This window comes from Streptosporangium subroseum (assembly GCF_900188345.1).
In the GTDB taxonomy this organism is placed as follows: Bacteria; Actinomycetota; Actinomycetes; order Streptosporangiales; family Streptosporangiaceae; genus Streptosporangium; species Streptosporangium subroseum.
Window position 1 is genome coordinate 148,354 of the sequence record NZ_FZOD01000008.1, and the last position, 14,116, is coordinate 162,469.

The window sequence follows — 14,116 nt, forward strand, 5'->3', positions numbered from 1 at the left end:
TCGATGAATCAGCCGTCTGCCCGACATGAGCGGGGTGAGGCCATGTTCCAGCAGGTCTTCGGCCGCGAACCGCGCCCGGGTTCCTACCCGGAGTTCCTGCAGATCACCGTCGACCACTTGTTCGGCGAGATCTGGACCCGCCCGCACCTGAGCGTCGAGGAGCGCGAACTGGTCGCGCTGACCGCGGTCACGCTGGCGCGGACCGATTGGGAGTTGCGCGGCCACATCGGTGCCGCCCTGCACCTCGGGATGTCGCGAGAGAAGATCGTCGAAGTCATCATTCAGCTCGCCTACTACGGTGGCTGGCCGGTCGCCAACAACGGGCTGCGCGTCGCCCAGGAGGTCTTCGCCGAGCTGGACGACGCCACCGGGGAGGACGCCGGACCATGACCGGTGAACCGTCTCCCCTCGACCCGGCCGAGAAGGTCGACCTGTGGCGCCAGCGGTTCTTCGAGGCCCAGGCGGCCGCAGAGGAGTTCATCCTGGGAGAGCACGGCGAAGAAGGCCTGGCCGCGTGGATCCAGGCGAACTCCCGCATCACCGCGGAGCTACTGCAGGCGCAACGGCCCGCCGGGGTATCCGCCACCGATCACTTCATGACCCGGCTGCAACGTCAGCTGTTGCTGTACGACTCGGCGGTGACCCGTGAGCCCCAGCCCTCGGGCACCGTCCTGCGCAACGCCGACTGTGGGATCCTCCGGTACCGCAAACGGGCCGCCCGCGCCGGCGTCGTACTGACGTTCTCGTCACCGTGCCCGTACTGCCAGGAACTCAACACCGCCATCGCCGCCCGCTATGTGGAACCGGACGTCACGGTGTCGTGCGAACAGGCGGGCGACGGGTGCACCTGGCGCGCGGAATCTCCTCACGCTCCAGGAGAGGACACGGCCGGGTCACCGCACCGCGGACGAGCCGGTGATTGAACCAACGGCAGTGCCGTGCGGTCGTTGGCCGGCGACCGGCTGACGTCGAGCGTCATGCCGAGTTGCCGGCCCACGGCCACACACAGGTCGAGCGCCGCGGTGCGGGTCAGATCCTGGTGATCGTTCTGGGTGAAGCACGCCGACGCCACGTTCTTGTTCTGCAGGCGCAGGTACCACGGGAACAACGATGCCAGTGCGGGCTCGGTCAGCATCGTGCGCGAATGCACGATCGTCCCCACCAGCAGGTTGCCGAACGGGCGTTGCCTGGCGTTCATGAAGCTCTTCAAGCGTTCCTGGAAGATCTTCAGCACCGCGGGTACGTTCCCCGCGTACACCGGCATGGCGAGCAGCATCGCCTGCGCGCCCTCGGCCAGATCGACGACATGCTCGAAGTCGTCGTCGAGCGTGCACCGGCCCACCTCGGGATCAAGGCAGGTGTCCTCGCCTTCGCACATCGCGATGCGATGGTCGATCAACCGAATCCGCTGGATCTCCGCGTCGCCGACCTCCCGGACGACACCGGTGATCGCCGCCTCGAGCAGCGCGTCGGTCAGCGAGGGGAGACGCTTCTGCGTGCAGGACAACGCAATGATCTTCATCCGGAGGGTCTCCCCTGTCTGCGCAGCGCCACCCAAGACCAGCCACCTGACGAAGCCCCCGTGGCCGCACACTGAGGCAGCCTCAACCTACCCACAACTGAGCACCACCGAAACGGGTATCGAAAAACCACGAGCAGGCGATCGATGACCGCCTGCTCCGGCCTCACTCCGCGTCTGACGGAACAGGGACGGAACGGAGTTGGTTCCGGGATGGTCTCCGCGGCCGGCGAGTGGCCGCCGCCGTCCCGTGTACCCGCAGATCAGAGGCCGCTCAGGCCCAGCTCCCTGGCGATGAGCATGCGCTGGACCTCGCTGGTGCCCTCGCCGATCTCCAGGATCTTGGCGTCGCGGTAGAAGCGGCCGACCGGATACTCGTTCATGAATCCGTAGCCGCCGAAGATCTGGGTGGCGTCGCGGGCGTTGTCCATGGCCGCGTCGCCGGCGACGAGCTTGGCGATGGCCGCCTCCTTCTTGAACGGTTCACCGGCCAGCATTTTCTCCGCCGCGTGGTAGTAGGCCAGGCGGGCGGTGTGGGTGCGGACCTCCATGTCGGCGATCTTGAACTGGATGGCTTGGTAGTGGCCGATCGGGTGGCCGAAGGCCTGGCGTTCGCGGACGTAGCGCAGGGACTCGTCCACGCAGCCCTGGGCCAGGCCGACCGAGAGGGCGGCGATCGCGATGCGGCCCTCGTCGAGGGTCTGCAGGAACTGCGCGTAGCCCCGGCCGCGCTCGCCGAGCAGGTTCTCGGCCGGGACCCGGCAGTTGTCGAAGGAGAGCTCGCGGGTGTCGGAGCAGTTCCAGCCGACCTTGGAGTACTTCTTCGAGGCGGTGAAGCCCGGCGTCCCTGCGGGGACCAGGATGGTGGAGATCTCCTTCTTGCCATCGGCGCGCTCGCCGGTGATCGCGGCCACGCCGACGACGCCGGTGATGTCGGTGCCGGAGTTGGTGATGAACGCCTTCGTGCCGTTGATCACCCACTCGTTCCCGTCCAGCACGGCCGTGGTCCGCATGCCGCCCGGCACGTCGGTGCCGCCGCCCGGCTCGGTGAGGCCGAACGCGCCCAGCATCTCCCCGGAGGTCAGGCGCGGCAGCCACTCGGCACGCTGCTCCGCCGTACCGAACCGGTAGATCGGCATCGCGCCCAGCGACACCGCGGCCTCCACGGTGATCGACACACTGGAGTCGACCCTGGCCAGTTCCTCCAGCGTGAGGCAGAGCGCGAAGTAGTCGCCGCCCATGCCGCCGTACTCCTCCGGGATCGGCAGCCCGAACAGGCCCATCGCGCCCATCTGCCGCACGATGTCGTAGGGGAACTCCTCGCGCTGGTAGAGGTCCCCGATCACCGGGGCCACCACGTCGCGGGCGAACGCCTCGACGGTTTTGCGGAGGTCTTCGTAGTCCTCGTTGAGCTTGGGCATCGTTACTCCTTGACGTAGTGATCGGCCGCTCGGCGCGCCGGGTCCGTTCCCCATGGCCGGTCTCTCAGCGCGCCGGTTTTGGTCCCAGCGCCTGGACGACCCGCGAGGTGCTGGGGCGACCGAGCCTCTCGGCCAGCCAGGTGCTGGTCTCGACCAGCGATTCGAGGTTCAGGCCGGTCTCGATGCCCAGGCCGTGCAGCATCCAGACCAGGTCCTCGGTGGCGAGGTTGCCGGTGGCGCTCTCGGCGTACGGGCAGCCGCCGATGCCTCCGGTGGAGGCGTCCACCACGGTCACGCCCTCGCGGAGGGCGGCGAGGGTGTTGGCCAGGGCCTGGCCGTAGGTGTCGTGGAAGTGCACCGCCAGCCGCGACGGCCCGCCGAAGGCCTCGATCAGCGCGCTCACGTGGCCCGGCGTGGCGACGCCGATGGTGTCGCCGAGCGACAGCTCGAAGCAGCCCAGGTCGAGCAGCCGGCGTCCCACCGTGACCACCTGGCCGATCGGCGTCGGCCCCTCCCACGGGTCGCCGAAGCACATCGACACGTAAGCCCTGACCTTCAGGCCGTGTTCCAGCGCCCGCGCGACCACCGGCTCGAACATCTCGAACTGCGAGTCCAGCGTCCGGTTCAGGTTCTTGGCGGCGAAGGTCTCGGTGGCGCTTCCGAAGATCGCGATCTCCTGGACGCCGTGTTCGAGCGCCCGGTCGAGGCCCCGCTCGTTGGGCACGAGCACCGGGTAGCGAACGCCGGGGACCCGCTCCATGCCCGCCAGCAGCTCGGAGGCGTCGGCGAGCTGGGGCACCCATTTGGGGTGCACGAAGCTGGTCGCCTCGATCACGCGGTGCCCCGCGGCGGCCAGCCGGGTGATGAACTCCGCCTTGACCTCCACGGGGATCACCGCCGACTCGTTCTGCAGCCCGTCGCGCGGCCCGACCTCGTAGATCGTGACCCGCTCCGGGAGCCCCTCGGCCCTGACCCCGTACGGCTCACGCATCATGACGTCTCCTCGTGCCGGTCCCGCCATCTGATCTCGTACGGCTCACGCGTCATGGCCATCACTTCTCCTCGTGCCGGACCACGGCCAGCACCGCGTCCATCGCGACTGCCTGACCTGCCCGGACCGGCAGCTCGGCGACCACCCCGGCGATCGGTGCGGTCACGGTGTGCTCCATCTTCATCGCCTCGACGATGAGCAGCGGCTGCCCCTCGGCGACCTGCTCCCCCATGGTCGTCTTGACCACGAGCACCGTTCCGGGCATCGGGCTGCGGACCACTCCGTCCGCGCTGCCGCCCGCGCCCGCCCGGTCGGCGGGGTCGCCCAGGTGGCGGCGGGTGAGCGCCCAGGTGTCGCCGTCCCGGCCGAGCCAGATCGTGTCGCCGTCCCTGGCGACGGCGTAGCGGCGCGCGGTCCCGCCGAGGGTGACCAGCAGATCGCCGCCGTCCCGCGACAGTGTCGCTCGCAGGGAGGTATCCGGGTCGCCGCCGGGCGGGCGGACCTCGGCTCCGGCGGCGGGCAGGCCGCGCACCCGGATCTCGGCCACGCCGTCGCGGCTCTCCAGACGCCAGGTGGTCCACGCGGCCTCGCCCAGCCGCCAGCCGTCGGGCACGTCCCACGGGTCGGCCGGCGCGACGGGCACGTGCTCGTGCTGCAGGAGCAGGGCCGTGGTGGTCAGGACGTCGGCGGGGACGCCCTCGTCCGCGACCAGCTCGTCGAGGTGGCGCTCGACCAGGCCGGTGTCGAGGTCTGCGGCGACCACCTCGGGGTGGTTGATCAGCGCGCGCAGGAAGGAGATGTTGGTGGGCACACCCAGCACGGTCGTCGCGGCGAGTGCCCCGTCCAGCCGCCGCAGCGCGGAGGCCCGGTCGGGCCCCCAGGCGATGACCTTGGACAGCATCGGGTCGTAGTCGCTGCCGACCACGCCTCCGATCATCAGGCTGGAGTCCACGCGGACGTTTTCGGGCTCGCGGAGTGCGAGGACCCGGCCGCCGGTCGGCAGGAAGCCCCGGGAGGGGTCCTCGGCGTAGACGCGCGCCTCGACGGCGTGACCGCTCAGCCGTACCTCGTCCTGGGCGAGCGGGAGCGGCTCGCCGGTCGCGACCCTGAGCTGGAGCTCGACCAGGTCCAGCCCCGTGACCAGCTCGGTGACCGGGTGCTCGACCTGGAGGCGGGTGTTCATCTCCATGAAGTAGTAGTCGGCGGTCGCGCCCTGGACGATGAACTCGACCGTCCCGGCGCCGACGTAGCCGACGGACCTGGCGGCCTCGACCGCCGCCGCGCCCATGCTCGCCCGGGTCGCGGCGTCGAGTAGCGGGGAGGGCGCCTCCTCGATGATCTTCTGGTGACGGCGCTGGAGGCTGCACTCGCGCTCGCCCAGGTGAATGACGTTGCCGTGCGTGTCGGCCATCACCTGGATCTCGATGTGCCGGGGGTTCTCCACGAACCGCTCGATCAGCAGCGTCGCGTCGCCGAACGCGGCGGCGGCCGTACGGCGGGCCGACTCCAGCGCGTCCGGCAGCTCCGCCGCGGAGCGCACCAGCACCATGCCCTTGCCGCCGCCGCCCGCCGAGGGCTTGATCAGCGCGGGGAAGCCGACCCGCTCGGCGGCGGCCGCCAGGTCGTCGTCCGGTTCCGCGCCGCCGGGGACGACGGGGACCCCGGCCGCCGAGACGGTGGCCTTGGCGCGGATCTTGTCGCCCATGGCCTCGATGGCCTCCGGCGGCGGGCCGACGAACACCAGCCCGGCCTCGGCACACCGCCGGGCGAAGGCCGCGTTCTCGGCCAGGAAGCCGTAGCCGGGGTGCACCGCCTGGGCCCCGGTCTCCGCGGCGGCGGCCAGGATCGCCTCGGCGTCGAGGTAGCCGCCGCCGAGCCGCAGCGCGACGTCGGCCTCGCGGGCGTGCCGCGCGCCGGCGTCGGCGTCGCTGTAGACGGCGACGGAGCGGATGCCCAGCCTCCTGAGCGTGCGGATGATCCGCAGGGCGATCTCGCCCCGGTTGGCGATGAGAACGGTGTCGAACATTCCGGGTGCTCCCGGTGAGGGGTGAGGAGCCGATGAGTGGGTCATGGTCACATCCGGAAGACGCCGTAGCCGACGGGTTCGAGGGGGGCGTTGGCCGAGGCGGACAGGGCCAGGCCGAGGACGGTCCGGGTGTCGAGGGGGTCGATGACCCCGTCGTCCCAGAGGCGGGCGGTGGAGTAGTAGGGGTTGCCCTGCTCCTCGTACTGCCTGCGGATGGCGTCGGGATCGGCGTTGCCGACCGTGGAGAGCACGTTGGCGGCCTGCTCGCCGCCCATCACCGAGATGCGCGACCCTGGCCACATCCACATGAACCGGGGTGAGTAGGCGCGCCCGGCCATCGCGTAGTTGCCCGCTCCGAACGAGCCGCCGATGACGACGGTGAACTTGGGCACCCGGGCGCAGGCGACGGCGGTGACCATCTTGGCGCCGTGCTTGGCGATGCCCCCGGCCTCGTATGCCTTGCCGACCATGAACCCGCTGATGTTCTGCAGGAACACCAGGGGGATGTTGCGGCGGTCGCACAGCTCGATGAAGTGGGCGCCCTTGAGCGCCGACTCGCTGAACAGGATGCCGTTGTTGGCGATGATCCCGACCGGGTGGCCGTGGAGGTGGGCGAAGCCGGTGACGAGTGTGGCACCGTACTCGGCCTTGAACTCCAGGAACCGGCTGCCGTCCACGAGGCGGGCGATGATCTCACGCACGTCGTACGGCGTGCGGGTGTCGGCGGGGACGATGCCGTAGAGGTCGCGGGGGTCGTGGAGCGGCTCCTCTGCGGGGATGCGGTCCCACGGGGAGGGGGTGCGCGGCGCGAGGGTGGCCACGATGTCACGGACGATCTTCAGGGCGTGGCGGTCGTCGTCGGCGAGGTGGTCGGTGACGCCGCTGACCCGGGCGTGCAGGTCGCCGCCGCCTAGGTCCTCGGCGGAGACCTCCTCGCCCGTCGCGGCCTTCACCAGCGGCGGGCCGCCGAGGAAGATCGTGCCCTGGTTGCGGACGATCACCGCCTCGTCGCTCATCGCCGGGACGTAGGCGCCGCCCGCCGTACAGGAGCCGAGGACCGCGGCGATCTGCGGGATGCTGCGCGCCGACATGGTGGCCTGGTTGTAGAAGATCCGGCCGAAGTGCTCGCGGTCGGGGAAGACCTCGTCCTGCTTGGGCAGGAACGCGCCGCCGGAGTCGACGAGGTAGACGCACGGCAGGTTGTTGTGGAGAGCGACCTCCTGAGCCCGCAGGTGCTTCTTGACCGTGATCGGGTAGTAGGTGCCGCCCTTGACGGTGGCGTCGTTGGCGACGATCACACATTCGCGGCCGGAGACGCGGCCCACTCCGGTGATGATCCCGGCCGCTGGGGCCTCGTCGCCGTACAGGCCGGTGGCGGCCAGCTGGGAGAGCTCCAGGAATCGTGAGCCCGGGTCGAGCAGGGCGTCGACGCGGTCGCGGGGCAGCAGCTTGCCCCGGGACACGTGCCTGTCCCGCGACTTCTGCGGACCTCCCAGCGCGGCGACCGCGAGCCGTTCGCGCAGGTCGGCGGCGAGGCGCTCGTTGACCTCCGCGTTGCCCTTGAAGCTCTCGCCCCCCAGGTCGCAGGCGCTTCGCAGCACCGGCCAGCCACTCATGCGGGCCCCCTCTGTCCGGCTCCGTCGCCGTGGGTCAGCGGTCGCTAACTCCATCGGAGATGTTAGTCATTATTAACGTTACCGTCTACCATACGAGAGGTGACGACTGCTCAGAGCCCTACCCGCAATCGTGGGTCACGGCGCATGGAAATTCTGGACGCCGCGGCCGAGCTGTTCGCGGCGCGCGGCTTCCACGGCGTCTCCATCGAGGACATCGGCGGCGCGGTCGGCACGTCGGGCCCCGCCCTCTACCGGCATTTCAGCGGCAAGGAGGCCCTGCTGGCGGAGATGCTGCTGGACATCAGCGAGCGCCTGCACACCTCGGCCACGAGCCGCGTGACCGAGGCCCCCGACGCCGAGCACGCGCTGGATGCCCTGCTCACCGGTCAGATCGAGTTCGCACTCAGCCATCCGGCGTTGATCATCGTGCACGACCGCGAGCTCGGCAACGTCCCCGAGCCCGCCCGGCGCAGGATCCGCCGCCTCCAGCGGCTCTACGTCGAGGAGTGGGTCACCGTGCTGAGCGAGCTCTACCCGGACTGCCCGCCGCCCCGCCTGCGCGCCGCGACCCACGCCATCTTCGGCCTGCTCAACTCCACCCCGCACAGCGCGGGCGAGCTTGATCCCGCGGCGATGGCCGAGCTGTTGCGGGGCATGGCCCGGGCCGCGCTGGCCGATGCCCAGAGTTAAGACTTGTTAACTCTCGCCCGAGTTGGTCGTTTGGCGCCGCCGAAGGCGCCCCGATCGGGTGGCCACCGTCCGGCAAGCGCGACCGCGATGAAAGCCCGTATCGGGCATCGGGTACTTTGAGTCGGTTTTCACATCCGACTCCGGCCACCGTCGCGGGGGGAACGTCGTTTGAGTCGCCTGACGGTCCCGGCCGGCATCATCAACGCAAAGGGGAAATCGATGGGCACCATCACCACCAAGGATGGCACCGAGATCTTCTACAAGGACTGGGGCAGCGGGCAGCCCGTCGTGTTCAGCCACGGCTGGCCGCTGAACGCCGACGCCTGGGACGACCAGCTCGCCCTGGTCGCGGCCAACGGGTTTCGCGCGATCGCGCACGACCGTCGCGGGCACGGCCGCTCCGGCCAGTCCTGGGACGGCAACAACATGGACACCTACGCCGACGATCTGGCCGAGCTGATCGAGGCGCTGGACCTCCACGACGCCGTTCTGGTCGGGCACTCCACCGGTGGCGGCGAGGTGGCCCGCTACATCGGCCGCCACGGCACCGCGCGCGTCGCCAAGGCCGTCCTGCTGGGCGCGGTGACGCCGTTGATGCTCAAGACCGAGGCCAACCCGGAGGGGCTGCCGATCGAGGTGTTCGACGGCATCCGTGCGGGCGTCGCGGGCGACCGGTCACAGTTCTACAAGGACCTCAGCATCCCGTTCTACGGCTTCAACCGGCCGGGCGCGGCGGTGTCGCAGGGCGCGAGCGACGCCTTCTGGCTGTGGAGCATGCAGGTGGGCCTCAAGGGCGCGCTCGACTGCGTCAAGGCCTTCTCCGAGACCGACTTCACCGAAGACCTCAAGCGCTTCGACATCCCGACCTTCATCGCGCACGGCGACGACGACCAGATCGTTCCGATCGTCGCCGCGGGCCTGAAGGCGGCCGAGCTGGTCAAGGACGCCACCCTGAAGGTCTACCCCGGCGCCCCCCACGGCCTGGTCGGCGCCTACAAGGACGAGTTCAACGCCGACCTGCTGACCTTCCTCAACACCTGAGCCTCAGGATCGACCCGGCCGGCCGCTCGCAGGCCGCCGGCCATCACCCGGGTTCCGCGCACTGAGCGCCAGGCGGATCCGGCGGGCCACGGCGGGCCGGGCAGTTCCCGAGCCCGCCGTGCGGGCCGGACCGCACCGTCCTCCGAGCGGGGACGCCCTCGTGTCCGGCTCACCAGGGGGACAGGGACAGAATCCGCGACGGGACCACGATGACCGGGCACCCCGCCTCTCGCAGCAGTGAGTGACACACCGGGCCGAGCGGCAGATCGACCGGATCGTCCTGCTCCCTGTCGCTGGTCACCACCAGGTCCGAGCGGTCGGCCGCATGGCGGAGCACCTCCGCGTGGGGCCGTGTCTCGACGACGGTCTCCACGTCCACCCCGGAATACTTCTCCTCCCACACCGCGACGTTGGCGTTGAAGCGAACGACCAGCGGCCGTATGTCCTCCATGTCTCCGGGGCAGAGACAGATCGCCAGCAGCGAGGCCCTGCGCAGCCTCGCCTCCTCGAACGCCACGGCGAGCTCCGCCGATCCCGGATTGACGCCTTCCACGCCGACCGCCACGCGGTTCGTGCGCGGATGGGTGGTCTCCTTGACGACGGCCACCGGGGAGCGCGCGTGCGAGAGAAGCTGGACGGCGGTCGGGCCGATCCGCGACTTCTCGACGCCGCCCCATCCGCGAGGACCAATCGCGACCAGCTCCGCCGCGACCGACCCGCTCACCAGCACGGCCGCCGGCGACCCCTCCACCAGCTCCCCCCGGATCCGTATCCGGGGGGCCAGGTCATGCGCCAGGCTCACCCCCATCTCGAGCACGTGCCGGCTCATGCGACGTATGATCTCCGTCGACTCATGGCTGATGGGGATCGGGGAGCGCGGCCGCTGCCAGCCGTGGCAGACGAGCAGGGGATCGAACCGCATTCGGGCCTCTTCGACGCCCCATCGGAGAGCATGCTCGCTCGTTTTCGAACCGTCGTATCCGACGACCACGGGTCGCCCGTCGTCACCTGCGCGCATTGTGACTCCTATGTTCCGCCGCTTACCTCAATACTTCTCCCGTCCACCCGCTGTGGCGGGCGCGTCACCACAAGACTTGCCTTGTTTTACGGCTTGCGTCCGCAAATGAAATCGGACACCACCAGTCCCTTGCGTCACAGCCGGGTGCCGCCGTCCCACCGGATGACTCCATCGAGCGGAACCGCGGGGATGTCTCCGGGCCCTGGCCGGGTCATCGGCCGGGTCATCGCGGGGGCGGGTGGAGTCGGTGCGAAGGCGAGTGAGGTCAGTGCGGGTGCGGGTGGTCGTGGTCGTCCGGGTGGTCGTGGTCGTCCGGGTGGTCGTGGCCGATGGGGCGCCGGGCCAGCGTCCGGGCGCGGGCGGTGACCTCCTCGGCGAGTACGGTGCCGCCGTCGGCCAGCACGTCCTCCAGCGCGCCCAGCCAGTGCCGGTAGTAGTTCCAGTGCTCGCCCCCGGCCGGTGCGGTCTCCCAGGCCGCGATCCGGGCGATCAGCGCCGCCTGGAACCGCGGCCAGGTGAACGCGCCCGCCTCGTACAGGGTGACGGCCATGCCGAAGGCACGGCCCTCCCACGGCTCGGCGAACACCAGTTCGCCGTTGGAGCGCGGCGGCGCGGCCGGGCCCCCGACGTCCAGCGGGGCGCTCACGGCGCCTTGACCTTGGCCACGCCGACCATCGCATCCCGGGTCACCAGTGGCACGAGCTGTTCCGCCGTCAGCCCCTCGGTGCCGGCCGGACGTTCGGGCAGCACCAGCCAGCGCACCTCGCTGCTGGAGTCGTGGACGGTGATCCGTACGTCGTCGGCGAGATCGAGGCCCATCTCGGACAGCACCCTGCGCGGCTCCCTGACCATCCGCGCGCGGTAGGCCGGGTCCTTGTACCAGCTCGGCGGCAGGCCGAGCACCGACCACGGGTAACACGAGCACAGCGTGCAGACCACCACATTGTGGGTGGTCGCGGTGTTCTCCACGACGACGATGTGCTCGGCCTGCCTCCCCACGTAGCCCAGCTCCCTGATCGCGGCGGTGCCGTCGTCGAGCAGCCACCGACGGTACTCCGGGTCGGTCCACGCCCTGGCCACCACCTTGGCGCCGTTGAGCGGGCCCACGTTGGTCTCGTAGGTGGTGATGATCCTGTCCATCGTGTCCGGGTCGATCAGGCCCCGTTCGGTGAGCAGTTGTTCCAGAGCCTCGGTGCGCAGCGCCGGGGGAATGCGTTCGGTGGATCCGGTGGTCATGCGGGCTCCTCCAGATAGCTCTCGAACAGCTCGACGGTGAGTGTGAAGGGTTCGGCGTCGGCGCCCCACAGCTCGCGGGAGTCGAACCGCACCGAGTAGACGTACTGCGGGTTCTCCCCCAAAAAGTGCGCGTTCGTGTCCGGCAGCACCGCGGCGGGCTGGATGAGCGCGACGACTCCGGTGTGCCCGCGCACGTAGCCCGCCAGCCTGGTGTGCCCTGGCGGCGACATGTCCTTGGCGCGCACCCGCTCGCCCGTGGCGAAGGCCGGTGCGGCGTCCACGGTGCGCAGCGAGCCCTCGGCGGCCGGTGCGTGGCCGGGCCTGGCGGGCTCGGGGATCGGCGGTTCCTCGACCCGCTCGCCGCGCAGGTTGCGGGCGCGGGCGTCGATCGCGTCCGGCGCCAGGATGGCGGTGTCGGTGAGCATCAGCTCCGCGGCGTTGAGCCAGCGGCCGTAGTAGCCGTCGTCCAGGTAGGCGGTCCGGTCCAGGCGCTCGAGCGCATGCCGGAAGGCGTCCACGTTGTATCCGGACGCTCCCTCGGAGAGCAGGGTCAACGCGAACGCCCGGCCCTGCCAGGCTTCCTCGAAGACCGGTTCGTCGCCCCTCGGCGGATGAGCGGGGCCCCAGCCCTCGGTGCCCCCCATGTCGGCGATCCCGTCCATGGCATCACCTCCCGTGGTTCTACGGTGACGGAAAGGCGTTCGTCACAGCGTGTTAGCGGGTGCTCAATCCTTATTCTCGCAGGTCATAGGGGCAATGGGCGATAGCGCACCCCGCCGAGGGTGTCCCGGGCGCCGCGCCGGAGAGCGGTACGGCGCGTGCCTGTCGGCCTGCCCGGTCCACCGCGCCGCCGTCGCTCCGCGAACCGGACATCACACCGCTCAACGCCACCTTGCCGGGCCCCGCGGGGAAACCTGGGCCGGCGTTGCGTACGGGGCCGCCGCCACCGATGCCGGGCAAGGGAGCGGCCCGGGTGCTCGAGCACCCGGGCCGCCGTCTGTCAGGTCCGAGCCGAGGCTACGGACTGAATCTCATCGTCAGCGCCTGACCTTGACGTAGTCGCTGCGGCTGGAGTCACCGTAGAAGTCGTCGTCGCCCTTGAAGACGAACTTCCAGTAGCCCGAACCGTAGGCCAGGGTCTTGGCGTAGAGCTTGCCGCTGCCGTTGGCCGTCGTGACCTTCACGTAGCGCCACTTCTTCGAGCCCGTGGCCTTGAAGTACAGCGAGACCTTGGCCCGGTAGCCCTCCCAGCCCCCGTCGTCGACCTGGAGCTTGCCGGTGAACGTGAGGTACTTGCGGTAGCGGACGGGCTCCGGTGAGGCGTTGAAGCCGATGACACGGCTGGCCGCACGCTCCGGCTCCGGCGCGGGCTCCGGCTTGCGAACCGTCACGTGGTCGGTGTCGCTGCTGCTGCCCTTGACGCCGTCGGCGCCGCGGAACTCGGCACGCCAGTGACCCGAACGCCTGGCCGTCACGTCGACGTCGAAGCGCCCGTCGCGGTTGGTCCAGCCGCTGTCCACCTGGTCCCAGCGGGACGAGCCGTCGGCGCGGAACAGGATGGCGACCTTCTGGCCCCTGTAGCCCTCCCAGCCGTGCTGGGCGTCGAGCTGCAGGAGACCTCTGACGCTCAGCCTGTCGCCCTCGGTCACCCAACCCGGTCCGGCGCCGAAGCCGACGATCCGGCTGGATCGGGCCTTGGCCCTCACATCCACCCGGTCCGTCTCGCTCTTGGCCCCGAGGCGGGTCGGCGAGCCGTCGTACTCGGCCCGCCAGTGACCGCTCTTAGACGCCCTGGCCTTGAGCCAGAACTTGCCCTGGCCGTTGGTCTCCACGCTGCCGGGGAGACGGCTGTAGGAACCGCCCAGCGGCCGGAAGGCGAGATGGACCCTGGCGTTGGGCACGACGGCCCACCCGTCGGCGCCGTTCTGCCTGAGCACGCCGCTGAGGGTGACCCACTCGCCCTCGTCCACGACCGAGGGGGCGGCCGCGATGTCGTCGAAGTCGGTCTCGTAGACCTGCTTCACGCTGAACTCGGTGGACACGGGCGTGGTGTTGCCCACGACCGCCCTGAAGGTCCACTTGATGGGGGCGGACTGGCGGTTGAAGTCCTTGGAGTACTTCCACCTGGCCTTGCCTGAACCCAGGTCCGCGTCCTTCGCCAGTTCGAAACTGGTCTCGACGCCGAGTTCCGGCTTGATCACACCGGTGACCTTGGACGCGTTGTCCTTGGTCTCCGCGGTGAAGACGACCTTCACCGTCTCGGAGCCCTTCACCACGATCGGATTGGGGTTCACCGAGACGCTGCTGACTGCGGGGTCGACGATGTTCGTCCCCGCTGATGCCGCCGTGACCGGGCCCGCGACCAGAGTTGCGATGCCCAGGGCTGCCACGACGGCGACACGAATGCGCTTAACCATTCGGGCCTTCCGTCCTTCCCGTTGGTTGCACGCGGCATGAGGGTGCCACGTCATTCCACCAAGTAGACGGCTATAGGAGGTCAATGGTTCGTAAGTCTGACAAGTTGTTATGAAGGACTGTCGAATAGGATCGGTCCACTG

At 70.0% G+C, this 14,116-nt stretch carries 14 protein-coding genes; 4 read left to right on the forward strand and 10 right to left on the reverse strand.

Annotated features, from left to right (window positions below; translation table 11 throughout):
* Positions 1 to 3: 3 nt before the first annotated feature.
* Both CHC08_RS11090 and CHC08_RS11095 read left to right on the forward strand, forming a co-directional pair.
* A complete protein-coding gene (locus tag CHC08_RS11090; RefSeq protein WP_089207133.1) occupies positions 4 to 390 on the forward strand; it encodes a carboxymuconolactone decarboxylase family protein in 387 nt (128 codons plus the stop codon).
* Positions 387 to 923 (forward strand): hypothetical protein, encoded by a 537-nt coding sequence (locus tag CHC08_RS11095; protein ID WP_089207134.1) that lies wholly within the window; start codon positions 387 to 389, stop codon positions 921 to 923. The genes CHC08_RS11090 and CHC08_RS11095 overlap by 4 nt, the downstream gene beginning before the upstream one ends.
* Here the strand turns inward: CHC08_RS11095 and CHC08_RS11100 are convergent.
* The 5 genes from CHC08_RS11100 to CHC08_RS11120 form a co-directional block, all read right to left on the reverse strand.
* A complete protein-coding gene (locus tag CHC08_RS11100; RefSeq protein ID WP_089207135.1) occupies positions 866 to 1,522 on the reverse strand; it encodes a flavodoxin family protein in 657 nt (218 codons plus the stop codon). The two genes, CHC08_RS11095 and CHC08_RS11100, sit on opposite strands and share 58 nt — an antisense overlap.
* Before the next feature lie 260 nt (positions 1,523 to 1,782).
* On the reverse strand, positions 1,783 to 2,940 hold the full coding sequence (locus tag CHC08_RS11105; RefSeq protein WP_218825247.1) for an acyl-CoA dehydrogenase family protein: 1,158 nt from the start codon (positions 2,938 to 2,940) through the stop codon (positions 1,783 to 1,785).
* A 64-nt stretch (positions 2,941 to 3,004) separates the two neighbouring features.
* Positions 3,005 to 3,934 (reverse strand): hydroxymethylglutaryl-CoA lyase, encoded by a 930-nt coding sequence (locus tag CHC08_RS11110; protein WP_089207137.1) that lies wholly within the window; start codon positions 3,932 to 3,934, stop codon positions 3,005 to 3,007.
* A 58-nt stretch (positions 3,935 to 3,992) separates the two neighbouring features.
* Positions 3,993 to 5,957, reverse strand: a complete 1,965-nt coding sequence (locus CHC08_RS11115) for an acetyl/propionyl/methylcrotonyl-CoA carboxylase subunit alpha (RefSeq protein WP_089207138.1) — start codon at positions 5,955 to 5,957, stop codon at positions 3,993 to 3,995.
* A gap of 47 nt (positions 5,958 to 6,004) precedes the next feature.
* The gene (locus tag CHC08_RS11120; RefSeq protein ID WP_089207139.1) at positions 6,005 to 7,573 is read right to left on the reverse strand and encodes a carboxyl transferase domain-containing protein; all 1,569 of its coding nucleotides are present in this window, start codon (positions 7,571 to 7,573) and stop codon (positions 6,005 to 6,007) included.
* 144 nt (positions 7,574 to 7,717) lie between these two features.
* Between CHC08_RS11120 and CHC08_RS11125 the strand changes: the two genes are divergently transcribed.
* Together CHC08_RS11125 and CHC08_RS11130 are read left to right on the forward strand one after the other, a co-directional pair.
* On the forward strand, positions 7,718 to 8,263 hold the full coding sequence (locus CHC08_RS11125) for an SACE_7040 family transcriptional regulator (protein ID WP_089207140.1): 546 nt from the start codon (positions 7,718 to 7,720) through the stop codon (positions 8,261 to 8,263).
* Between the two features lie 219 nt (positions 8,264 to 8,482).
* Entirely contained in the window at positions 8,483 to 9,304 is an 822-nt protein-coding gene (locus tag CHC08_RS11130; protein WP_089207238.1) for an alpha/beta fold hydrolase, read from the forward strand.
* A gap of 169 nt (positions 9,305 to 9,473) precedes the next feature.
* Here the strand turns inward: CHC08_RS11130 and CHC08_RS11135 are convergent, their stop codons facing one another.
* The 5 genes from CHC08_RS11135 to CHC08_RS11155 form a co-directional block, all read right to left on the reverse strand.
* Positions 9,474 to 10,322 carry a universal stress protein gene (locus tag CHC08_RS11135; protein WP_089207141.1) on the reverse strand — a complete coding sequence of 283 codons (849 nt, stop codon included), beginning with the start codon at positions 10,320 to 10,322 and terminating at the stop codon, positions 9,474 to 9,476.
* Positions 10,323 to 10,587: 265 nt separating this feature from the next.
* Positions 10,588 to 10,968, reverse strand: a complete 381-nt coding sequence (locus CHC08_RS11140; protein ID WP_089207142.1) for a nitrile hydratase accessory protein — start codon at positions 10,966 to 10,968, stop codon at positions 10,588 to 10,590.
* Positions 10,965 to 11,558 (reverse strand): nitrile hydratase subunit alpha, encoded by a 594-nt coding sequence (nthA, locus tag CHC08_RS11145; RefSeq protein WP_089207143.1) that lies wholly within the window; start codon positions 11,556 to 11,558, stop codon positions 10,965 to 10,967. Before nthA ends, CHC08_RS11140 begins: the two co-directional genes overlap by 4 nt.
* Positions 11,555 to 12,220 carry a nitrile hydratase subunit beta gene (nthB, locus tag CHC08_RS11150; RefSeq protein WP_089207144.1) on the reverse strand — a complete coding sequence of 222 codons (666 nt, stop codon included), beginning with the start codon at positions 12,218 to 12,220 and terminating at the stop codon, positions 11,555 to 11,557. The genes nthA and nthB overlap by 4 nt, the downstream gene beginning before the upstream one ends.
* A gap of 375 nt (positions 12,221 to 12,595) precedes the next feature.
* Positions 12,596 to 13,975, reverse strand: a complete 1,380-nt coding sequence (locus tag CHC08_RS11155; RefSeq protein WP_089207145.1) for a hypothetical protein — start codon at positions 13,973 to 13,975, stop codon at positions 12,596 to 12,598.
* Positions 13,976 to 14,116: the final 141 nt, after the last annotated feature.

What these genes read in the sequence shown, in the direction of transcription:
- CHC08_RS11155 (WP_089207145.1), bottom strand. Translation starts at nt 13,975, where the DNA reads ATGGTTAAGCGCATTCGTGTCGCCGTCGTGGCAGCCCTGGGCATCGCA.
- CHC08_RS11115 (WP_089207138.1), bottom strand. Translation starts at nt 5,957, where the DNA reads ATGTTCGACACCGTTCTCATCGCCAACCGGGGCGAGATCGCCCTGCGG.
- CHC08_RS11095 (WP_089207134.1), top strand. Translation starts at nt 387, where the DNA reads ATGACCGGTGAACCGTCTCCCCTCGACCCGGCCGAGAAGGTCGACCTG.
- CHC08_RS11130 (WP_089207238.1), top strand. Translation starts at nt 8,483, where the DNA reads ATGGGCACCATCACCACCAAGGATGGCACCGAGATCTTCTACAAGGAC.
- nthA (WP_089207143.1), bottom strand. Translation starts at nt 11,558, where the DNA reads ATGACCACCGGATCCACCGAACGCATTCCCCCGGCGCTGCGCACCGAG.
- nthB (WP_089207144.1), bottom strand. Translation starts at nt 12,220, where the DNA reads ATGGACGGGATCGCCGACATGGGGGGCACCGAGGGCTGGGGCCCCGCT.
- CHC08_RS11105 (WP_218825247.1), bottom strand. Translation starts at nt 2,940, where the DNA reads ATGCCCAAGCTCAACGAGGACTACGAAGACCTCCGCAAAACCGTCGAG.
- CHC08_RS11100 (WP_089207135.1), bottom strand. Translation starts at nt 1,522, where the DNA reads ATGAAGATCATTGCGTTGTCCTGCACGCAGAAGCGTCTCCCCTCGCTG.
- CHC08_RS11110 (WP_089207137.1), bottom strand. Translation starts at nt 3,934, where the DNA reads ATGATGCGTGAGCCGTACGGGGTCAGGGCCGAGGGGCTCCCGGAGCGG.
- CHC08_RS11135 (WP_089207141.1), bottom strand. Translation starts at nt 10,322, where the DNA reads ATGCGCGCAGGTGACGACGGGCGACCCGTGGTCGTCGGATACGACGGT.
- CHC08_RS11090 (WP_089207133.1), top strand. Translation starts at nt 4, where the DNA reads ATGAATCAGCCGTCTGCCCGACATGAGCGGGGTGAGGCCATGTTCCAG.
- CHC08_RS11125 (WP_089207140.1), top strand. Translation starts at nt 7,718, where the DNA reads ATGGAAATTCTGGACGCCGCGGCCGAGCTGTTCGCGGCGCGCGGCTTC.
- CHC08_RS11120 (WP_089207139.1), bottom strand. Translation starts at nt 7,573, where the DNA reads ATGAGTGGCTGGCCGGTGCTGCGAAGCGCCTGCGACCTGGGGGGCGAG.